This is a genomic window from Pseudomonas saudimassiliensis, assembly GCF_000939975.1.
In the GTDB taxonomy this organism is placed as follows: Bacteria; Pseudomonadota; Gammaproteobacteria; order Pseudomonadales; family Pseudomonadaceae; genus Halopseudomonas; species Halopseudomonas saudimassiliensis.
The window spans coordinates 2,767,882-2,786,096 of the sequence record NZ_LK391969.1; the positions used below are offsets into that span (position 1 = coordinate 2,767,882).

General features: G+C 64.3%; 17 protein-coding genes. 10 read left to right on the forward strand and 7 right to left on the reverse strand.

Annotated elements, in window-relative coordinates:
• Positions 1 to 345 precede the first annotated feature (345 nt).
• Entirely contained in the window at positions 346 to 2,463 is a 2,118-nt protein-coding gene (locus tag VG99_RS12770) for a carboxy terminal-processing peptidase (RefSeq protein WP_044500509.1), read from the reverse strand.
• A 102-nt stretch (positions 2,464 to 2,565) separates the two neighbouring features.
• Between VG99_RS12770 and VG99_RS12775 the strand changes: the two genes are divergently transcribed.
• A complete protein-coding gene (locus tag VG99_RS12775; protein ID WP_052508848.1) occupies positions 2,566 to 3,522 on the forward strand; it encodes an NAD(P)H-quinone oxidoreductase in 957 nt (318 codons plus the stop codon).
• A gap of 173 nt (positions 3,523 to 3,695) precedes the next feature.
• On the opposite strand, the gene VG99_RS12780 is transcribed toward VG99_RS12775, so the two are convergent.
• From VG99_RS12780 to minC, 5 genes are all read right to left on the reverse strand, one after another.
• On the reverse strand, positions 3,696 to 4,988 hold the full coding sequence (locus VG99_RS12780; protein ID WP_044500514.1) for a M18 family aminopeptidase: 1,293 nt from the start codon (positions 4,986 to 4,988) through the stop codon (positions 3,696 to 3,698).
• Positions 4,989 to 5,002: 14 nt separating this feature from the next.
• Positions 5,003 to 5,638 carry an RluA family pseudouridine synthase gene (locus tag VG99_RS12785; RefSeq protein ID WP_044500516.1) on the reverse strand — a complete coding sequence of 212 codons (636 nt, stop codon included), beginning with the start codon at positions 5,636 to 5,638 and terminating at the stop codon, positions 5,003 to 5,005.
• Positions 5,639 to 5,677: 39 nt separating this feature from the next.
• A complete protein-coding gene (minE, locus tag VG99_RS12790; protein WP_036990554.1) occupies positions 5,678 to 5,935 on the reverse strand; it encodes a cell division topological specificity factor MinE in 258 nt (85 codons plus the stop codon).
• A 1-nt stretch (position 5,936) separates the two neighbouring features.
• Positions 5,937 to 6,743 carry a septum site-determining protein MinD gene (gene minD, locus VG99_RS12795; RefSeq protein WP_044500520.1) on the reverse strand — a complete coding sequence of 269 codons (807 nt, stop codon included), beginning with the start codon at positions 6,741 to 6,743 and terminating at the stop codon, positions 5,937 to 5,939.
• A gap of 148 nt (positions 6,744 to 6,891) precedes the next feature.
• Positions 6,892 to 7,659 (reverse strand): septum site-determining protein MinC, encoded by a 768-nt coding sequence (minC, locus tag VG99_RS12800; protein WP_044500523.1) that lies wholly within the window; start codon positions 7,657 to 7,659, stop codon positions 6,892 to 6,894.
• A 159-nt stretch (positions 7,660 to 7,818) separates the two neighbouring features.
• Here minC and VG99_RS12805 point away from each other — a divergent pair, with 159 nt between their 5' ends.
• Both VG99_RS12805 and VG99_RS12810 read left to right on the forward strand, forming a co-directional pair.
• A complete protein-coding gene (locus VG99_RS12805; protein ID WP_044500525.1) occupies positions 7,819 to 8,781 on the forward strand; it encodes a lipid A biosynthesis lauroyl acyltransferase in 963 nt (320 codons plus the stop codon).
• On the forward strand, positions 8,781 to 9,959 hold the full coding sequence (locus VG99_RS12810; RefSeq protein WP_044500528.1) for a patatin-like phospholipase family protein: 1,179 nt from the start codon (positions 8,781 to 8,783) through the stop codon (positions 9,957 to 9,959). The genes VG99_RS12805 and VG99_RS12810 overlap by 1 nt, the downstream gene beginning before the upstream one ends.
• A 219-nt stretch (positions 9,960 to 10,178) precedes the next feature.
• On the opposite strand, the gene rapA is transcribed toward VG99_RS12810, so the two are convergent.
• Entirely contained in the window at positions 10,179 to 13,022 is a 2,844-nt protein-coding gene (rapA, locus tag VG99_RS12815) for an RNA polymerase-associated protein RapA (protein ID WP_044500531.1), read from the reverse strand.
• A gap of 221 nt (positions 13,023 to 13,243) precedes the next feature.
• Here rapA and VG99_RS12820 point away from each other — a divergent pair, with 221 nt between their 5' ends.
• From VG99_RS12820 to VG99_RS12855, 7 genes are all read left to right on the forward strand, one after another.
• The gene (locus tag VG99_RS12820; protein WP_044500533.1) at positions 13,244 to 13,525 is read left to right on the forward strand and encodes a hypothetical protein; all 282 of its coding nucleotides are present in this window, start codon (positions 13,244 to 13,246) and stop codon (positions 13,523 to 13,525) included.
• A gap of 38 nt (positions 13,526 to 13,563) precedes the next feature.
• A complete protein-coding gene (locus VG99_RS12825; RefSeq protein ID WP_044500535.1) occupies positions 13,564 to 13,746 on the forward strand; it encodes a hypothetical protein in 183 nt (60 codons plus the stop codon).
• Between the two features lie 95 nt (positions 13,747 to 13,841).
• Entirely contained in the window at positions 13,842 to 13,964 is a 123-nt protein-coding gene (gene ccoM / locus VG99_RS16385; RefSeq protein ID WP_044500537.1) for a cytochrome c oxidase subunit CcoM, read from the forward strand.
• Positions 13,965 to 14,169: 205 nt separating this feature from the next.
• Positions 14,170 to 14,823 carry a tRNA-uridine aminocarboxypropyltransferase gene (locus VG99_RS12840; RefSeq protein ID WP_044500540.1) on the forward strand — a complete coding sequence of 218 codons (654 nt, stop codon included), beginning with the start codon at positions 14,170 to 14,172 and terminating at the stop codon, positions 14,821 to 14,823.
• A gap of 133 nt (positions 14,824 to 14,956) precedes the next feature.
• Positions 14,957 to 15,775, forward strand: a complete 819-nt coding sequence (locus tag VG99_RS12845) for an SDR family oxidoreductase (RefSeq protein ID WP_044500542.1) — start codon at positions 14,957 to 14,959, stop codon at positions 15,773 to 15,775.
• A gap of 166 nt (positions 15,776 to 15,941) precedes the next feature.
• Entirely contained in the window at positions 15,942 to 16,928 is a 987-nt protein-coding gene (locus tag VG99_RS12850) for a GlxA family transcriptional regulator (protein ID WP_044500544.1), read from the forward strand.
• 65 nt (positions 16,929 to 16,993) lie between these two features.
• A complete protein-coding gene (locus VG99_RS12855; protein WP_044500547.1) occupies positions 16,994 to 18,208 on the forward strand; it encodes an aspartate aminotransferase family protein in 1,215 nt (404 codons plus the stop codon).
• Positions 18,209 to 18,215: the final 7 nt, after the last annotated feature.

Below are 18,215 nucleotides of genomic sequence, written 5' to 3' on the forward strand. Positions count from 1 at the left end.
AAGCAGAGGTTTCGAACCTGCGAGTGTTACCGTTATGCACACCACGCCGGTAACACGCAAGCACTAATTCCCCTCATTTACATCCCGCCGTACTAATCCGCAAGTGCCTGTTTTTCAAGGTTTTTGCAGTTGATCAAAAAATATCCAGAGTAGCCTGAAGCGCATCCAATCGGGCCTTTGCCCGCTTTGCCCCACCCTTGTTCACAGACTTATCCACAGTAACTGTGGGTAACCCTGATCAGTGCCCCTTTGGGCCAGTATTGAGGAACGCAGGGGCACAAATGCAAATGGCCTTGCACGGAGGGAGCCGGCAAGGCCATTTCAAGGGTAGAGCAGGAGCAGGGCTCAGCCAGCGCTGGCGACCTGCCGTTTGAGCTCGAGCAGGTCGATCAGGATATGGCCGGTCTCCGCCAGGAAGGGGTCGTCCTCATCCTCTTCTTCCTCGGCCATGGGCGAGGGAATGCCGGTGCCATCCATCAGCGGGTCTTCCTTGTCCAGCGCCGCCAGGGGCTCTTCGCCGCGGGCCTGGCGCCGGGCGTTTTCCATGGCCAGCAGCTTGTCCTCGAATTCCTTCTGCTCGGCACGGCGCCGTTTCTCGTTCAGCGGCAGGTATTCCCGCTCCTGCATGGCGCGATTGAGTTCGATGCGGGCCAGGGTATAGGTAAACTCCGGATCCTCGGCTGCCCGTACTTTGTGCTTGTCGGCCAGCAGGGGAATGAACTTGTCGAGTCGGTTATCCGCCTGATAGCGGGCCGCCGGGATGGTATCCCAGGGCAAGGCGCGGGGCAGGCTGCTCTCGCCGATTTCCACCGTATCCAGCAGCGACGGGTAGGCGATATCGGGCACCACGCCGCGGTTCTGGGTGCTCTGGCCGGAAACGCGATAGAACTTGGCTAGGGTAAACTTGAGCTCGCCGTGGTTCAGCGGCTGGATCGACTGCACCGTGCCCTTGCCGAAGGTCGGCTCGCCAATGACCAGCGCCCGGCCGTAGTCCTGCATAGCGCCGGCGAAGATTTCCGATGCCGAGGCGGACAACCGGTTGACGATAACCGCCATCGGGCCGCTGTAGGCAACGCCAGCCTCCGGATCGTCCAGCACCTGCACGTCGCCCTTGCTGTCACGCACCAGGACCGTCGGTCCCTGGTCGATGAACAGCCCGGTCAGCTCGGTGGCTTCCTGCAGGGAGCCGCCGCCGTTGTTGCGCAGGTCCAGCACGATGCCGTCGATTTCCTGCTCCTGCAGTTCGCTGAGCAGGCGGCGCACATCGCGGGTAGTACTGCGGTAGTCCGGGTCGCCGCGGCGGTAGGCCTTGAAGTCGATATAGAAGCCCGGCACCTCGATGACGCCGATCCGGTAATCGTTGCCCTGTTCCTTGAATTCCAGGATGGTCGACTGGGCCGCCTGGTCCTCCAGTTTCACTGCTTCACGCACCAGGGCCACTTCGCGGCTGGTCATGTCGCTCGGCGGGTTGCTGGCGGGAATTACCTCCAGGCGGACCGAGGAGCCCTTGGGGCCGCGGATCAGCTTGACCACTTCATCCAGGCGCCAGCCGACTACATCGACCATTTCGCCCTTGTCCTGGGCCACGCCGATGATGCGGTCAGCCGGTGCCAACTGCTTGCTCTTTTCCGCTGGGCCGGCAGGCACCAGGCGCACTATCTTGGTGTAGTCGTTATCGCTCTGCAGCACCGCACCGATACCTTCCAGCGACAGGCTCATATTGATGTCGAAGTTCTCGGCATTATCCGGCGACAGGTACTGGGTGTGGGGATCGTAGACCTGGGCCAGGGCATTGATGTAGTTCTGGAAAATGTCTTCGCTGCGGGTCTGGTACAGGCGCTTCTGGGCGTTGTGGTAACGCTTTTCCAGCAGCTCCTGGATCGCATCCTGTTCGCGCCCGGCCAGTTTCAACCGGAGCACTTCGTCCTTGATCTGCTGGCGCCAGAGCACACGCAGGGCGTCCTCGTCAGCGGGCCATTCGGCCTCTTCGCGGTCGATCAGGATGTTCTGGTCGCTGGCGAAGTCCAGCTTGTCGATACCCTCGCGCAGCAGCTGCTGGGCGTAGACCATGCGCTCATCCGCGCGCTGGATCTGCCGGGTATGGATGGCGAAGCCGACGCTCAGGTCACCGGCCACCAGCAGGTCATCGAGCTGGTGACGATACTCCTCGAAGGATTTGATGTCCGCGGCGGTGAACAGGCTGCGCTGGGGATCGAGCTGGCGCAGGTAGGTATCGAATATCTCGCTGGACAGGGCGTCATCCAGGCGGATGCGATTGTAGTGATGACGGCGCAGCAGCTCGACGGTGTTGAGGCTGGCGATCATCTGCTCGCGGGTTGGCTGCAGACTCTCCAGATCGAACACCGGCAATGCGCTGTCGACTGTCTCTGCGGCAAAGGAATGGGTGCCGAGGCCCAGCAGGGCGATTACACAGGACGTGCGCAGGAGCTTGGAAACTGTCATCAAAGGTATCGTGTCCGGAGAGGTGAGGGTATTCTTTAGTGCTCGACAGGGACCCGTGGGTTCCCTTTTCAAACCGATTTGACTGATAACTATGGGGGCACCGTGAGAGGATTGCAAGCTGAAGCCGGGGTACTGAGCTGGCGTACGGAAGCCGCCGTGGCGCTGGCGCCGGGGCAGGTTCGGGTGCGGATTCGCGCGGCAGGAATCAACCGCGCGGACCTGTTGCAGCGGGCCGGAAACTACCCGCCGCCGCCGGGTGCCAGTGACATCCTGGGCCTGGAATGTGCCGGGGAGGTGGTCGAGGTCAACGGCGCGGTGCGCTGGGCGGTCGGCGACCGGGTCTGCGCGCTGCTGGCCGGTGGTGGTATTGCCGACGAGGTGGTGATCGACGCCCGGCATCTGTTACCTGTTCCTGCCGGCATGGGTTGGGAAGACGCCGCCGCCATCCCGGAAGTCTTCAGCACGGCCTGGCTGAACGTCTTCGAGCTGGGCGCCGCCCAGCCCGGGGAAAAGGTCCTGATCCATGCGGGTGCCAGCGGTGTAGGCACGGCCGCCATCCAGCTGTGCAAGGCCTTCGGCAATCCCTGTTGGGTGACCCTGGGCAGCCAGGAAAAACTGGAGACCTGCAAGGCGCTGGGTGCCCAGGGCGGCGTACTGCGCCACGACGGCATCAGCGCCCTGAAGGCCGACGGCCCCTTTGACGTGGCCTTGGATCCGGTGGGCGCCAACTACGCCCAGGATCATCTCGATTTGCTGGCGCTGGATGGCCGCTGGGTGATGATCGGGCTGATGGGCGGTCGCAAGGCTGAGCTGGACCTGGCCAAGGTATTGGTCAAGCGCCTGCAATTGACCGGCTCCACCCTGCGCACCCGCAGCGCCGATTTCAAGGCGGGTCTGTTGCAACGCATGGAAGAGCGGCTGTGGCCCCTGTTCGAGACCGGCCAGCTGAAGCCGCTGGTGGCGAAGACCTACAGCTTCGACGAGGTCGATGAAGCTTTTGACGAGCTGGCCCGGGACCGGATTGTCGGCAAGATCGTCCTGGTCAACGACGGGGACTGATCGGACCCTGCAACGCGCCTTACGCTGAGTATCAGTGCAAGGCGTTGCTCCTGTACCGACTCCGCGCCAGCCGACCCGGAGTGTCGAGTTCCATCTCGACACTGGTGCGGGCCAGAGACAGTGCTGGCCGGGATGGAACCCGGCCTTCCCTCAGCGCCTGAATTATGTACCGGTTAAACGCGCTCGCAATCCAGAAATGCCGTTAACACCTTGCCCAGATACTCCACATCCCTGACTCCCGCCAGTTCCCGAATGGAATGCATGGCGAAGGTCGGCGCGCCGATATCCACGGTACGCACACCCAGGCGGCTGGAGGTAATCGGGCCGATGGTGCTCCCACAGCCCATGTCGCTGCGCACCACGAAGCTCTGCACCGGTACCTCGACCTGCTGGCACAGCAGGCGGAACAGGGCGGCGGTTTCGCTGGTGGTGGCGTAGCGCTGGTTGGTGTTGATCTTGATCACCGGTCCGGCGTTGAGCTGGGGCCCGTGATTGCCGTCGTGGCGGTCGGCGTAGTTGGGGTGAATGGCATGGGCGTTGTCCGCCGAGACCAGGACCGAGCGCTGGATGGTCCGGATACGCTCGCTTTCGTCGGGCAGCAGGCGTGCCAGCACATCTTCGAGGAAGGGACCATCGGCACCGCACATCGAGCTGGAGCCGACTTCTTCGTGGTCGGTGCAGACCAGCAGGCAGGCCTGGCTGCCGTCACTGGCCAGCAACGCTTCCAAACCGGCGTGGCAGGACAACAGGTTATCCAGTCGGGCGGCAGCAAGGAAATCATTGTCCAGGCCCAGCACCGCCGGCGGCTGGGTGTCATAGAAACTCAACTCGTAATCGAGCACGTGCAGCGGTCCCCGATCGGGATACTGCCGGCTCAGTTCATTGGCCAGCAGGGCGCGCAGGTCGCGGTTGGGCTCGATGCCATGGGCCAGTACCGGTGGCAGATCGGTCTGGGCGTTCACCGCAAAGCCGTTATTGACATCCCGGTTCAGGTGGATGGCCAGGCTGGGGATGATGGCGATCGGCCGCTGGAAATCGATCAGCAGGTTGTGCAGCCGACCGCCCGCATCCCGGCAGGTCACCCGCCCCGCCAGCGACAGGTCCCGGTCGAACCAGGGGGCCAGCAGTGCGCCGCCGTAGACTTCCACACCCAGCTGCCACAGTCCGTGGCGGTTCAGCTCCGGCTGCGGTTTGACCCGCAGGCAGGGGCTGTCGGTATGGGCGCCGATCATCCGGATGCCCTGGTGCAACATGTCGCCGCGCCCCAGGCTGAAGGCGATCACGGAGGACTGGTTGCGCAGCACGAAGTAGCGACCGCCAGCATCCAGGCGCCAGTCATCCCGCTCATCCAGTTCCTGATAACCGGCGGCACGCAGGCGCTCGGCGAGACTCTGCGCAGCATGGAAGGGAGTAGGGGAGGCCTGGATGAAATCGGCGAGTGCCTGACTGGCGGTATGGGCTGACATAGTGTTTCCTCGGTTCAGAACGGGGCAGGGCAATCGAAGGCCATGCGCTCGCCACTGGACGGATGATTGAGTTCCAGCCGGGCGGCATGCAGGGCCAGACGCGGGCAGGCATCGAGGGCCGCGCCCTGGGCGTACAGGCGATCGCCCAGCAATGGGTGGCCAATGCTCAGCATATGCACGCGCAATTGATGCGAACGTCCGGTGATGGGGGTGAGTTCGACCCGGCAATGATCCCCGTGGCGTTCCAGAACGCGCCAGAAGGTCTGCGCCGGCTTACCCTGGTCGTGGTCGACGATATGCCGCGGCTTGTTCGGTGGATCATAGCGCAGGGGCAGGTCGATATGCCCGGCGTCCTCCGCTGGCTGGCCCCAGCACAGGGCGATATAGGTCTTGCCGGTCTCACGATCCTGGAACTGGCGGGACAGCTCACGGTGGCTGTCCGGGTCGCGGGCGATCACCAGGATGCCGGAGGTTTCCCAGTCCAGGCGGTGCACAATGCGCGCCTCGGGATAGCCGTTGTCCTGCAGCCGGGTAATCAGGCAATCCTTGTTGTCCTCGGCACGGCCGGGCACGGACAGCAGCAGGGTGGGTTTGTTGACGATCAGAAAAGCCGGATCCTCGTGGAGGATACCGATATGGGTCAGGGGCATTGGGCAACCACGGTGCCGCCGACGGGCGGCACCTGTCTGTTATCTTTCGGGCAGGGTGATGTTGAGTTCGAGGATCGAACAGTCGTCCTGATTGTCCAGCGCCACGTGCACCTGGTCACGATCGATGGGTACATACTTGCTGATCACATCGATGATCTCCTGCTGCAGCTGCGGCAGGTAGTCGGGCTGGCTGCGCTGGCCGCGCTCATGGGCGACGATGATCTGCAGGCGCTCCTTGGCCATGGAGGCCGGGGAGTCCTGCTTCTTCTTGCGACTGAAGTAATCAAAAAGACTCATCTCATCCTCCGAACAGGCGCTTGAGCAGCCCTTTTTTCTGGGCTTCGAGGAAGCGGTGGGGCACTTCCTTGCCAAGCAGGCGTTCGACGGCGTCGCTGTAGGCCTGACCGGCATCGCTCTTGTCGTCCATGATCACCGGGATGCCCTGGTTGGAGGCCTTGAGCACTGCCTGGGACTCGGGGATGACGCCCAGCAGCGGAATCGACAGGATGTCCTCGACGTCGCTGACCGACAGCATCTCGCCGTTCTCGACCCGCTCGGGACTGTAGCGGGTCAGCAGCAGGTGCTCCTTGATCTTGTCGCCCTGTTCGGAGCGGCGCGACTTGCTGGAGAGCAGGCCGAGCATGCGGTCGGAGTCGCGCACCGAGGACACCTCGGGGTTGGTCACGACAATGGCCTCATCGGCAAAATACATCGCCAGGTGGGCGCCTTTCTCGATGCCCGCCGGGGAGTCGCAGACGATGAAGTCGAAGGTTTCTTTCAACTGGTCAAGCACGCCCTGGACGCCTTCGAGGGTCAACGCATCCTTGTCCCGGGTCTGGGACGCGGGGAGGATATAGAGGTTGTCCGAGCGCTTGTCCTTGATCAGGGTCTGATTCAGGTTGGAATCACCGTTGATCAGGTTGACGAAATCATAGACCACACGACGCTCGCACCCCATGATCAGGTCGAGGTTGCGCAGGCCCACATCGAAATCGACGATGACCGTCTTGTATCCACGCAGAGCGAGTCCGGTACCGATGGCAGCGCTGGTAGTGGTTTTGCCAACGCCCCCCTTGCCTGAGGTAATGACTAGGATCTTTGCCAAAATGACCTTCCTGACTGATCTTGAATTTGAATGTGGGATGCGTCGGCCCGCCGCGTGCGGATACCGCCTGTCCTGCCTTGCCTGGGGTACTTGCGATTGGCCCTGAGCCACGGCTCACGGGCGTCCCCGAATGGTGGAACAGTATCTGTCAAAGGGCTTCTATCTTCAAGCTGTCCCCATCGAGCGATACCTGTACTGCTTCCTTCCATTGGTGCCGGCGCAGATCTTCCGCCACCTTGTACTGCCCGGCCACCGAGACCAGCTCCGCTTCGAGCGACTGGCAGAAGATGCGTGCCCGGGTATCCCCGCGTACACCCGCCAGTGCCCGACCGCGCAGCGGGCCGTATACGTGAATATGCCCATCGGCGAGCAGCTCCGAGCCGGCGCTCACCGGCGCCAGCACGATGAGGTCGCCGCCCCGGGCATAGACCTGTTGGCCCGAGCGTACCGGCTCGGTAATCACCCGCGTCGGCGTGGTATCGGCGACCTGGGGCGCAGCCGGGGGAGGGGCGACCTCCGCTGGTTGGGCAACAGCTTGCGGTGCAGGTTCCGGTGCGTCGATTATTTTGTCGCGACCGCGGCCCGGGGGCAGCAGCACCAGGCTGGCCTGTTGCGCCAGGGCACGGAACTGCTCGTCGCCGCGCAGGGCCACCGGTTGCAAGCCATGATCCCGGCAGATGCGCAGCAGCGCGATCAGACCGGCGATATCCAGTTCGTCATCGAGTTTTTCCAGGCTGATCAGTACCGGGGTGTCCTGAAAGAAATTCGGCGCCTGTTCGACCTTCTCGGCCAGCTGCACCGCAAAACGTTGCGGGGCCTGACGGACCAGCTCCACGACGGTCATGGTGAGCATGCCGCCCTTGAGATGGAAGACGGGGTCGGTATCGAGCAGGTCCAGATGTGTTTCAGAAGTCATGGCAGATCCATAGAGCGTTTGGTGGGCACACTTATATAGCCTGCCATGGCCGACCGCAAGCCGAAACCAGCGGCAGGTTGCTGGTCGTTGAACCCTTGCGGTTTCCCATCCGACCGACGGCTTGGGTAGAATGGGTTTTTTTCGGAATATGGCTGCCTGATGACTCGTCCCGGCTTCAAACCTGCGTTGCTGCATCCCCGCTACTGGCCCATGTGGATCGGACTGGGCCTGCTGTGGTTGGTCATTCGCCTGCCCTACCGGGTGCTGCTGCAGCTGGGCCGGCTGGTGGGCTGGGGAATGTATCACCTGATGCGCGAGCGCCGGGAGATTGCCCGGATCAACCTGGAGCTGTGCTTCCCGCAGTGGAGCGCCGCCGAGCGTAACCGGGTGCTGCGGGAAAACTTCGCCTCCAATGGCATCGCCCTGTTCGAGATGGCCATGGCCTGGTGGTGGCCGCCCCAGCGCCTGGCGAAGCTGGCGCGGGTGGAGGGGCTGGAGCACCTGCAGCGGGCGGCCGCGGCGGGGCAGGGCGTGGTGCTGATGTCACTGCATTTCACTACCCTGGAAATCGGCGCCGCCTTGCTCGGCCAGCGGGCGACCATCGATGGCATGTACCGAGAGCACAAGAATGCGGCCTTTGACTATGTACAGCGGCGCGGGCGCGAACGGCACAATGCCGATGCGGTTGCCGTGGAGCGGGAGGATGTGCGCAGCATGCTCAAGTCGCTGCGCAAGGGGCGCGGCATCTGGTATGCCCCGGACCAGGATTACGGACGCAAGGCCAGCGTGTTCGTGCCGCTGTTCGGCGTGCCGGCAGCGACCGTGACCGCCACCGCCACCTTTGCCCGGTTGGGCAAGGCTCAAGTCGTGCCCTTCACCCAGACCCGCCTGCCCGACGCCCAGGGTTACCTGCTTACCGTGCACCCGCCGCTGGAGGACTTTCCCCAGGGCGACGAGCAGGCGGACGCCCTGCGCATCAACCAGTGGGTCGAGCAGGAAATCCGCCAGCAACCGGAGCAGTACATGTGGGTGCACCGGCGCTTCAAGACCCGTCCGGAGGGCGAGCCGCGGCCCTATCCCGAGCGCGAGCGCAAGCGGCGTAAACGCAAGAGCCCACGCTGATGGCAACGACAGGCCCAGACAAGGATGATGGCCTGGCGCTGATTCTGTCCGGCGGTGGCGCCCGTGCCGCCTACCAGGTCGGAGTGCTGGCGGGGATCGCCGAACTGACGCCGCGCACAACTCCCAACCTGTTTCCGATCATCTGCGGTACCTCTGCCGGGGCGATCAACGCCCTGGCGCTGGCGACCCATGCGGGCAACCTGCACGCCGCGGTCGACAGCATGCTCGAGGTCTGGTCCGCCTTTCGCAGTCACCACGTCATGCGCACCGACTGGCCAGGGCTGGTGGCCCAGGCCTGGCGCTGGAGTCGGACCAACCTGCTGGGCAATGTGGCCGGGGAGAGCACCACGGCGCTGCTGGACAATCAGCCGCTGCGGCAGTTATTGGCGGCGCGCATGCGCTTTGGCTGCATCGAAGAGGCACTGCAGGCGGGGCAGCTGCGGGCCATCTCCGTCAGCGCCTTCGATTACCGTGCATCGCAATCGGTGTACTTCTACCAGGGGCGCGACCGGATCACGCCCTGGCGGCGGCACCGGCGCATTGGCGTGCAGACCCGGTTGGGGCTGGACCATCTGATGGCCTCGACCGCGATACCGCTGCTGTTTCCGCCGGTGCTGCTCAATCGCACTTGGTATGGCGACGGGGCGGTGCGGCAGCAGGCGCCGCTGAGTCCGGCGCTGCACCTGGGGGCGAACCGGGTGCTGGTAATCGGCGTTACCCATCATGGCGTGACTCCGGATGCGGGACAGCCGGGCGGGAGGCTGGCAACGCCGCCGCCCCCCAGCCTGGCGCAGCTGGGCGGACATCTTCTGCATAGTACCTTCATTGACAACCTGGAGACCGACCTGGAGCAGCTGGAGCGGATGAATCGCCTGGCGGCCTACCAGCCAGCGGCCCTGCGTAACAGCGGCAATGGGGTGCGCCAGGTGGAGGTGCAGGTAGTATCGCCCAGCGAACCGCTGGACCTGATCGCCGCGCGCCATCGCGCGGCGTTGCCGGCCGGCTTGCGGCTGTTCCTGCGGGGCAGCGGCGCGACCCGCAGCTCGGGCAGTGATCTGCTGAGTTATCTGCTGTTCGAGGCGGAATACTGCAATGAGTTGATCGCCCTGGGCCGCCGTGATGCCCTGGCCCAGGCGCCAGAGCTGCGGCGGTTTTTGGGGCTTGCCGAGGCTAGATAAGCTGGCGACGCCGCCGTTGGGTCCCGGCCAGGTGGCTTGCGGCCACTGATCGAATGCTACCGGATAAGTACCGCGGCCGCTGCCAGCAAGATACGAGCTGGTGCTCGAATCTCCCAGGCGTTCGCGCGAGTCATGTGCCTGTCCTGGGATTGACGAGCACGCCCCGGTTCGCCGAGCCGCACCGCACTGAAGCGATGCGGTGGCAGATTACCGCGGAGCTTAGCCCACCACCAGGATACGCAGCGCGTCCAGTCGGATCTTCGCCTGGTGCAGTACCTCAACCCCACGCCGGCGTTGCTGCTCCAGGGCGTCGATCTCGCTCTGGCGCACCAGCGGGTTGACCTGTTGCAGTGCCTTGAGGCGGTTGATTTCCTCGTCCAGGTCGGTGGTGAAGCGGGTCGATGCCTGTTCCACCAACTCGGCATGCTGGATGTCAGCCAGGGCTTCGGCGCGGTCCAGCAGACGTTCAACCTCGTCGCGCTGACTCTTGGCGATCTTGCTGGCCAGATGCTTGGGCAGCCCATCGATCTGCGCTTCCAGGGTTTCGAAGGCCACCTTGGCGGCCAGGTCGTTGCCATTGATATCCAACAGGCAGCGCACCGGGGTCGGCGGCAGATAGCGTTGCAGCTGCAGCGCCCGCGGAGCGATGGCCTCGCTGACGAACAGGCACTCGAGCAACATGGTGCCGGGCTTCAGCGCCTTGTTCTTCAGCAGCGCCACCGAGCTGTTGCCCATACTGCCGGACAGCACCAGGTCCATGCCGCCCTGTAGCATCGGATGCTCCCAGGTGATGAACTGCATGTCCTCGCGGGACAGGGCCGTGTCGCGGTCGTAGGTGATGGTCACCCCCTCGTCGTCCCCCAGGGGGAAGCCTGCGTCGAGCATGCGCTCACCGGGGCGCAGCACCAGGGCATTATCGGAGTGGTCTTCGCTGTCGATACCGAATACATCGAAGAGCCGCTCCATATAGATAGGCAGCTGGAAGTCCTGGTCCTGTCGCTCGATGGTCTCGATCAGACGTTGCGCCTCGCCGGTATGCCCGCGCGAATGCAGTTCCAGCAGGCGGTCGCGGCCGTTGTGCAGCTCGGCCTCCAGCGCGTTGCGGGTCTGCTGCGCCTCGGCGATCAAGGTCTGCCACTCTTGCTCCTGCGGTTGCTCCAGTTGCTGCTCCAGGGCGTCGCCGTATTGCTGCTGCAGGGCGTTGCCGGTGGGGCAGGTGGCGCGGAAGGCGTTCAGCCCCTGGTCGTACCACTGGAACAGGCGCTCCTGGGCGGTCCCTTCCAGGTAGGGTACATGCAGCTCGATGGTGTGCTTCTGACCAATACGGTCGAGGCGGCCGATGCGCTGCTCCAGCAGATCGGGATGCGCCGGCAGGTCGAACATCACCAGGTGGTGGGCGAACTGGAAGTTGCGGCCCTCGCTGCCTATTTCCGAGCAGATCATCACCTGGGCGCCGAATTCCTCATCGGCGAAGAACGCAGCGGCGCGGTCACGCTCGATGATGCTCATGCCCTGGTGGAACACGGTGGCGGGGATGCCGCTGCGGATGCGCAGGGCGTCGTTCACGTCCAGCGCCGTTTCGGCGTGGGCGCAAATCACCAGCACCTTGTGCTGCTTCAGGGATTTCAGGGTGTCGATCAGCCAGTCGACCCGCGGGTCGTCCTGCCACCAGGCGGTTTCCGCCGGCTCGAACTCATCCTGCAGGCCAACCTCGGGATACAGCGTCGCGCGGCCTTGCAGCTCGTCGTACAGGGCGGGGCAGGGCAGCGGGTAGGCATGCAGCTCGCGCTCGGGGAAGCCGCTGATTACCGCGCGGGTATTACGGTAGAGCACCCGGCCGGTGCCATGGCGATCGAGCAACTGGCGGATCAGGCTGCGGCGGGCCTCGGTGGCGGTCTCGCCGCCGGCCTGCACGGCATCCAGCAGGCTGTCGGCGCTGTCGCCGAGCCACTGGCTGATGGCCTCGCGGTGTTCTGGCGCCAGGGCCGGGGTGTCGAGCAGTTGCTGCACCGCTTCGGCAACCGGCTGGTAGCGCAGGGTTTCGGCGCGGAACGCCTCAAGGTCATGGAAGCGGTCCGGGTCCAGCAGGCGCAGGCGGGCGAAGTGACTGGCCTGGCCCAACTGTTCCGGCGTGGCGGTCAGCAGCAGCACGGCGGGAATCTGGCCGGCGAGCTGTTCCACCAGGGTGTATTCCGGGCTGGCCGCCTCCTCATGCCAGACCAGATGGTGGGCTTCGTCGACCACCAGCAGGTCCCAGTCGCTGGCGTGCAGCCACTGCTCGGCCTTGTCATTGGCCAGCAGGAATTCCAGTGATACCAGCGCCAGCTGTTCTTCCTCGAAGGGGTTCTGTTCGGCCCCATCGCAGCGTTCCTGGTTGAACAGGGCAAAGCGCAGGTTGAAGCGCCGCAGCATTTCCACCAGCCACTGGTGCTGGAGGTTCTCCGGTACCACGATCAGTACCCGGCGTACCCGCCCGGTCTGGATCTGGCGGTGGATGACCAGGCCGGCCTCGATGGTCTTGCCCAGGCCCACTTCGTCCGCCAGCAGTACGCGGGGCGCGACCCGGTCAGCCACGTCCCTGGCGATATGCAACTGGTGGGCGATCGGCTGGGTGCGGACACCCGCCAGGCCCAGCAGTGGGGAACGCTGGATGCGGCAATAATGGCGCAGACTTTCATAGCGCAGGCCAAACCAGGGCAGGGGGTCGATCTGGCTGGCAAACAGCCGGTCGCTGGCCAGGCGGAACTGGATGAAGTTGTCCAGCATGGTTTCGGCAAAGTCGGCATTGCTGCCATCGTCCCGCAGTCCGCGATAATGCAACAGCCCATCCTGCTCGGTCACATCGCTGACCGTCAGGCTCCAGCCTTCGTGGTGGGTGATACTGTCGCCCGGGCTGAACCGTACGCGGGTCAAGGGGGCATTGCGCATGGCGTAATGGCGGGTTTCGCCGCTCGCCGGGAAGAGGATCACGACCAGCCGGCCATCCTGTGATAACACGGTACCCAGTCCCAGTTCCGATTCGCTGTCACTGACCCAGCGTTGCCCCGGGGTAAATACTGTCATGCCTCACTCCTGCCCATGCGTAAAGGGCGCATATGTTACCTGATCCGGGAGTGCTCACAAACCGCTGATAGCAAAGCGGGATAGTCACTGGCGGATCCGCCTGCCCCGGCAGAAAAAGTCGGTTCTGTGACGCCGGTCGCAGTTCGGGGATCAAAGGCGGCGTTTGACGGTCGATAAGCTAGCTACCATGCTGCTCGATATCACCCTTTACAGGTAAAGCCATGCTCATTCCCGGTGTTCCCGCCCCCGGCGTTCAACAGGAACGTCTCAAGACCGACCGCCAGCTACGGCCGGGGGCGATCGACGGCGTGCCCGGCGATCCGCTTTCGGGATTGCCGACGGACGACAGGGACGGGCACGGCGGCCACGAGCATCAGCATCGCGCCGCAGAGCAGTCGGCCGATCTGCAGACCGCCCATGAGCCGCCTGCCGCTACCGAGCCAACCGAAGTCGGCGCGCCAGATCTGCCGCGCAAGGGGCTGCTGGTTGACATCCGGGCCTGAGGCGATGGTAGGCTTGCCGCTTGCCCCAGGAGCCCCCCATGCCCGAACAGCCACAGTCTGCCCCGGTTATCGATCTTGCCGAAGCACGGCGCAGCCGGCTGCATGATATCCACGAAGCCCGCCTCCTGCAGGTGCGCGCCGCCTTCGAAAAAGCCCTGCCATTGCCCGCCAAGCCAAAGCGCAGTGGCAAGAAAAAACCGAAAAAACCGAAAAAGCGCTGAAAACGGCTATTTACTTGACCTCGGTCAAGTACCCTGATGATCCTCATGGGTATTCTGCAATCATAGACAGACATACATGGATGCGGAGAAAGCTCATGTTTATCGATGATGCAGTGATTGCCGGTTTATTGACAGTGGGCCTGATGGTCGTGTTCCTCGCCGGGGTTGGCGTATTCATCTACCAGGATGCGCGCAAGACCAGCAAAAAGATTCCCTGATTCACCCCTGGAATTGCCGGAGCTCGAAAGCGCAGCCCCCTCTGCGCGGGACTCTTTCGGGTTCCTCAATGTGCATGGCTCGCAAGGCCTTCGCGGTTACCCTTTGGGTAACCGCTTTTTTTTGCCCCTGGGCAGTGTCCTCGCTGCTGCGGTGGGTGGCAGGCATCCGGTAGACTGACCGGTCCATCCCGTACCGAGCCACACCATGTCCAATCTGCCCTCGCCGCCCAGTGCGCCCGTTCCCCGTGCCCGTTGCCCGCAGTGCGCGCGCCCGGTCGAGCTGTGCCTGTGTCACCTGGTGCCGGATCTCGCGCCACGGACCACTATTATCGTGATCCAGCACCCGGACGAACGCCGCCACGCGCTGAATACCGCCCGCCTGCTGGTGGCGGGCCTGCGCAATGGGGAGCTGGTGGTGGCGGAGCAACTGCCGGAGAAGTGGCAGCTGCGGCTGGGCAACCCGGCCTGGCGGACGGAATTGCTGTTTCCCGGGCCGCAGGTGCCGCTGGTGGCGCCCGCCGCAGATGATCCGCGGCCCCGCCAACTGGTGCTGCTTGACGGCACCTGGCGCAAGGCCCGCAAGCTGCTGCACCTGAGCCCGCTGCTGCAGCAGTTGCCCCAGGTGGCGTTGCCGGCGGGCCTGGAAAGTCGCTACCGGTTACGCAAGGCGCCGGCTGCCGGCGCGCTGTCCACCATTGAAGCGGGCGTCGCGGCGCTGCAGCTGATCGAGCCCGACGGCGATTTTCACGATCTGCTCAAGCCCTTTGACGCGCTGATCGAAGGGCAGATCCAGGCCATGGGCGAGGAGGTCTATCGGCGCAACCACCAGGATGCCGAAGGGTCACCACCTCGACGTTGAGTTGACTCCATTCGTGACAGTGATTTTGGTGATTTCCACTCCTCTCCGATTGCTGGCCCCGCTAGACTGCGAAAATAGTCGAGTTGATACAAAATCGTAAATTGGCTCGACAGCATGGGTTTACGGAGGCGGTATGCAGAAGACAGGTTTGCGGGTGGTGGTTACGGGGGCGGGTAGCGGGCTGGGTCGTGAGCTGGCGGTGCGTTACGCGCGGGAGGGGGCGCGACTGGCACTGGCGGACATCCAGGAGTCCGGCCTGGGCGAGACCCTGCGGTTGGTTGAGGCGGCGGGCGGTAGTGGTTTCACCCGGCGCTGCGATGTGCGCGACTACAGCCAGCTGGCGGCCCTGGCCCAGAGCTGCGAGGAGTTGATGCAGGGTGTGGATGTGCTGATCAACAACGCCGGCGTGGCGTCTGGCGGCTGGTTCGAGGAGCTGTCGCTGGAGGACTGGGAATGGCAGATCAGCATTAACCTCATGGGCGTGGTCAAGGGCTGCAAGGCATTCGTGCCCATGCTGCTGACCCAGGGCAATGGCCGGATCATCAATATCGCCTCCATGGCGGCGCTGATGCAGGCGCCAGGCATGAGCAACTACAACGTGGCCAAGGCCGGGGTGGTGGCGCTGTCGGAAAGCCTGCTGTGCGAACTGCAGCCCCGTGGCATCAAGGTCAACGTGGTCTGCCCGTCGTTCTTCCAGACCAATCTGCTGAGTTCCTTCCGCGGCCCGGACAGCGAGTCCCGGGATGATATTGCCAAGTTGCTGGAAAGCTCGCCCATTTCCGCGGCGGACATCGCCGACCTGATCTACCGCGAAAGCGAGGCCGGCACCTTCATGATCCTGCCCCATGACAAGGGCCGTGAGGCCTGGGCCGTCAAGCAGGCCCAGCCGCAGCTGATCTACGACGAGATGGTGCGCCTGGCTGTGAAAAAGCTCTCCGCCTCGGGCAACTGACACTTTTGCACGCGGTACCCCGGGGAGGCGCGCCAGCGTCTCCCTTTTTTGTCGTTCCGATTTGCTCCTGCGGTGTCAAGCTCTGCGGCATGTGGCACAATGCAGCACTGAATTCTGACCGGGACCAGACGGGAACATGGGCGTGTCCACTGCCGCAAGCGGGTTGATGAATGCTGCTGAAGCACGTCGTATGGCGTTCCTCGTTTGGCCTGGCTGTCATCCGGCGATCCTCATGCCCGCGCTGGCGGTGCTGCGTTCGGCCAATCGCATGGCCGAAACCGGCCTCTACCTGATCGACTGCTTTACCCTCGACGACGAGCCGATCCTGTCACCCGAGGGCTGGCAACTGCCGGCGCGACGCTGGGAGGGTGCCGAGGCCCTGTCCCATCTGTGGCTGGTGGCCGACGCCGAGCGACTGCCGGTGTCCATGAGCCCGACGATGGTCCTGCAGCTGCGCTCCCTGGCCCGCGAAGGTGTCCACCTCGGTGGCCTGGAGGAGGGCGTATTCCCCCTGGCCATGGCCGGGCTGCTGGATGGCCATCGCTGCGCCGTGCACTGGCGCATGCTTGAGGAGTTTCGTGAGCGCTTCCCCGCGGTGCAGGCCGGCACTCGGCTGTTCGAGCAGGACGAGGGCCGGCTGAGCAGCAGCGGCTGCGCCATCACTGATCTGTTCCTGACCCTGGTGGGCGAGCACCACGGCGCCGACCTGGCGGCCCTGGTTGCCGAGGATCTGAACGTCGAGCGGGTCCGGGATGGCAGCGAGCAGCAGCGGGTGCCGCTGCGCAACCGGTTGGGCAGTACCCATCCGAAGCTCACCCAGGCGGTGATTCTGATGGAGTCGAATATCGAGGAGCCGCTCACGACCGATGAGATCGCCCGGCACGTCTGCGTGTCCCGGCGCCAACTGGAGCGGATCTTCAAGCAGTACCTGAACAGCGTGCCGTCGCAGTATTATCTGGAGCTGCGCCTGAATCGCGCGCGGCAGATGCTGCAGCAGACCAGCAAGTCGATCATCCAGATCGGCCTGTCCTGCGGCTTCTCATCGGGTCCGCATTTTTCCAGCGCCTATCGCAACTGTTTCGGCGTGACCCCGCGGGAAGATCGCAACCAATACCGCGCCCAGCAGGCGCAGGACGGCCGGGCCAGCCTGTAGACGGCGAGCTGGCCAGGCCCTATACATTATCCGCCCGCCAGGGCGAACACAGGAGAGTTACCGGAATGTCGCAGTCAATGCAGGTCAATCGCGCCGATTTCGATCGGTTGATGGTGCCCAATTACGCCCCCGTGGACATGATCCCGGTGCGTGGCGACGGGTCGCGATTGTGGGATCAGCAGGGCCGCGAATACATCGATCTGGCGGGTGGCATCGCGGTGAACTCCCTGGGTCACGCCCATCCGCAGGTGGTTGAAGCGTTAGTAGAGCAGGCGCAGAAGCTCTGGCATGTGTCGAACATCATGACCAACGAGCCGGCGCTGCGCCTGGCCGCCAAGCTGGTGGCGGCGACCTTTGCCGACAAGGTGCTGTTCGTCAACTCCGGGGCCGAGGCCAACGAGGCGGCATTCAAGCTGGCGCGGCGCTGGGCCCATGACCAGGTCGGTCCGGAGAAACACGAGATCATTGCCTGCAGCAACAGTTTCCATGGCCGCACCCTGTTCACCGTCAGCGTGGGCGGCCAGCCCAAGTACTCCCAGGGGTTCGGGCCGGCGATCAGCGGTATCAGCCACGTCCCCTATAACGACATCGCCGCACTGGAGGCGCAGATCTCCGAGCGCACCTGCGCGGTAGTGGTCGAGCCGGTGCAGGGCGAGGGCGGGGTCATTCCGGCCTCGGTGGAGTATCTGCAGGCGGTCCGGGCGCTGTGCGACAAGCACAATGCCCTGCTGATCTTCGACGAGGTGCAGAGCGGCATGGGGCGGACCGGCAAGCTGTACGCCTATATGCATAGCGGCGTCGCACCGGACATCCTGACCAGTGCCAAGGGCATTGGCGGGGGCTTTCCGATTGCGGCCATGCTGACCACCGATCGCGTTGCGCCGGCCCTGGCCGTCGGCACTCATGGCAGCACCTATGGCGGCAACCCGCTGGGTTGCGCCGTAGCGGAAAAGGTCCTGGATATCATCAATACGCCCCAGGTGCTGGACGGGGTCGGGGAGCGGCGCAATCTGTTGACCGCCGGCCTGCGGCAGCTGGCCGATGAGCTCGGGGTGTTCTCCGAGGTGCGCGGCCAGGGCCTGCTGATCGGTGCGGTGTTGGCCGAGCGCTGGCGGGGCCAGGCCGGTCAACTCATGCGCCTGGCGCAGGAGGAGGGACTGCTGGTGCTCCAGGCCGGACCTGATGTGGTACGGCTGGCGCCGAGTCTGATCATCCCCGAAGCGGATATCCGTGAGGGCCTCGGGCGGCTGCGCTCGGCGCTGTTGCGGCTGGTTGGATAACGCGGAG

Bases quoted from the DNA above. Each gene is read 5' to 3' on its own strand.
- VG99_RS12855 (WP_044500547.1), top strand. From the start codon at position 16,994: ATGTCGCAGTCAATGCAGGTCAATCGCGCCGATTTCGATCGGTTGATG.
- rapA (WP_044500531.1), bottom strand. From the start codon at position 13,022: ATGACAGTATTTACCCCGGGGCAACGCTGGGTCAGTGACAGCGAATCG.
- VG99_RS12770 (WP_044500509.1), bottom strand. From the start codon at position 2,463: ATGACAGTTTCCAAGCTCCTGCGCACGTCCTGTGTAATCGCCCTGCTG.
- ccoM (WP_044500537.1), top strand. From the start codon at position 13,842: ATGTTTATCGATGATGCAGTGATTGCCGGTTTATTGACAGTGGGCCTG.
- minC (WP_044500523.1), bottom strand. From the start codon at position 7,659: ATGACTTCTGAAACACATCTGGACCTGCTCGATACCGACCCCGTCTTC.
- VG99_RS12785 (WP_044500516.1), bottom strand. From the start codon at position 5,638: ATGCCCCTGACCCATATCGGTATCCTCCACGAGGATCCGGCTTTTCTG.
- VG99_RS12820 (WP_044500533.1), top strand. From the start codon at position 13,244: ATGCTCATTCCCGGTGTTCCCGCCCCCGGCGTTCAACAGGAACGTCTC.
- VG99_RS12825 (WP_044500535.1), top strand. From the start codon at position 13,564: ATGCCCGAACAGCCACAGTCTGCCCCGGTTATCGATCTTGCCGAAGCA.
- minE (WP_036990554.1), bottom strand. From the start codon at position 5,935: ATGAGTCTTTTTGATTACTTCAGTCGCAAGAAGAAGCAGGACTCCCCG.
- VG99_RS12850 (WP_044500544.1), top strand. From the start codon at position 15,942: ATGAATGCTGCTGAAGCACGTCGTATGGCGTTCCTCGTTTGGCCTGGC.
- VG99_RS12840 (WP_044500540.1), top strand. From the start codon at position 14,170: ATGTCCAATCTGCCCTCGCCGCCCAGTGCGCCCGTTCCCCGTGCCCGT.
- VG99_RS12810 (WP_044500528.1), top strand. From the start codon at position 8,781: ATGGCAACGACAGGCCCAGACAAGGATGATGGCCTGGCGCTGATTCTG.
- VG99_RS12780 (WP_044500514.1), bottom strand. From the start codon at position 4,988: ATGTCAGCCCATACCGCCAGTCAGGCACTCGCCGATTTCATCCAGGCC.
- VG99_RS12845 (WP_044500542.1), top strand. From the start codon at position 14,957: ATGCAGAAGACAGGTTTGCGGGTGGTGGTTACGGGGGCGGGTAGCGGG.
- VG99_RS12805 (WP_044500525.1), top strand. From the start codon at position 7,819: ATGACTCGTCCCGGCTTCAAACCTGCGTTGCTGCATCCCCGCTACTGG.